Source organism: Rhizobium sp. SVR5-9E, assembly GCF_056755095.1.
In genome coordinates, this window is the sequence record NZ_JBNDHS010000213.1 from 1 (window position 1) to 1,312 (window position 1,312).

The 1,312-nt window shown below is 60.0% G+C and carries 2 protein-coding genes; both read left to right on the plus strand.

Translation table 11 applies throughout. The features are described 5' to 3' along the window. Positions 1 to 169: 169 nt before the first annotated feature. Complete coding sequence (locus ACPYOJ_RS34455) at positions 170 to 805, plus strand: nitroreductase family protein (protein WP_481420240.1); 636 nt, start codon at positions 170 to 172, stop codon at positions 803 to 805. Positions 806 to 839: 34 nt separating this feature from the next. Next, positions 840 to 1,312: carboxymuconolactone decarboxylase family protein (locus ACPYOJ_RS34460; protein WP_481420241.1), on the plus strand; the 473-nt coding region annotated here is incomplete at its 3' end.

The following is a 1,312-nucleotide window of genomic DNA, read 5'->3' on the forward strand; positions in this document are numbered from 1 at the left end:
GTCCAGATCGGCCGGTCGCGTCCTATCAGCCGTGCCGAGGGCAATCCGGGAACCTACCCATGGCTCCTCGCATGTGATGTCGAACGGGCTCCATCCCTGCAGCATTCCCAGCAAAGAGAGCGAAAACACTTTTGTACGTCAACCTATCCTTTCATCCAGAGGAATCTCCATGACCAACGGAATTACCATGACCAACGCCGTCATCGAAACTATCCTGAGCCGCAGGGCCACCAAGTATTACGACCCTGCCGCCACCTTAAGCGACGACCAAATCCGCGAACTGGTGCGGATCGGCACTAGTGCGCCGACATCGTTCCACTTGCAGAACTGGCGTTTTATCGCCGTACGCACGCCTGAAGCCAAGGCTCGGCTCAGTCCTATTGCTTGGAGCCAGCCGGCGATCACTGAAGCGGCCGTGACCTTCATCGTCTGCGGCCAGCTGGTCGAAACCAGCGTAATACCAGACCGCCTGGCACCGGTCGTGGAAGCGGGCATCATGCCGGCAAGGTTGGTGCCCGATTGGGAAATCCCCGCACGCGATCTGTACATGGAATACCCGCAGCGCCGTCGCGACGAAGCAGTGCGCACCGCCACCTTTGGCGCCGCGGCGATGATTTATGCAGCCGGCTCGCTTGGCCTGGGTTCGACGCCGATGATCGGTTTCGATGCCGCCGCGGTGCACCGCGAGTTCGAACTGGCCCATGACGAAGTACCGGTCATGCTGTTGTCCATCGGCGCGGAACGCCCTGGAAACTGGCCGCAGAAGCCGCGCCGTCCCGTAGCCGATGTGCTGGACCTCGTTTGATTATCAGTAAATCCAGCAATTTACGGAGGCTACGATGCCAAGATCTGCAGCTCTAAAGCCGGAACAGGTGCCGGCCGATTCGAAACCCACTCTCGATGCATTCACCAAGAACATTGGGTTCACCCCAAATATGATGGCGACCTTCGCGGCGAGCCCGATCGCGTTCAACGCATGGGCCGCCCTGTTCGGCTCCATGAGCAAGGCGCTCGACGTGAAGACGCGCGACAGCATCGGTCTCGCTGTCTCCGAAGTGAATGGCTGCAACTACTGCCTGACGGTTCACAGCTTTACGGCTGAGCATATGGCCAAGCTGCCGGCTGATGAAATCATTCTCGCGCGGAAGGGCCATGCCAGCGACCCGAAGCGGGACGCCGCCGTCCAGTTTGCGCGCAAGGTCATCGAGACCCGAGGACAGGTCAGTGACGCCGATCTGAAAACCGTCCGCGATGCCGGCTACACGGATGCGAACATCATAGAGATCGTCGCGCTGGTGGCCATGTACTCCCT

What these genes read in the sequence shown, in the direction of transcription:
- ACPYOJ_RS34455 (WP_481420240.1), top strand. Translation starts at nt 170, where the DNA reads ATGACCAACGGAATTACCATGACCAACGCCGTCATCGAAACTATCCTG.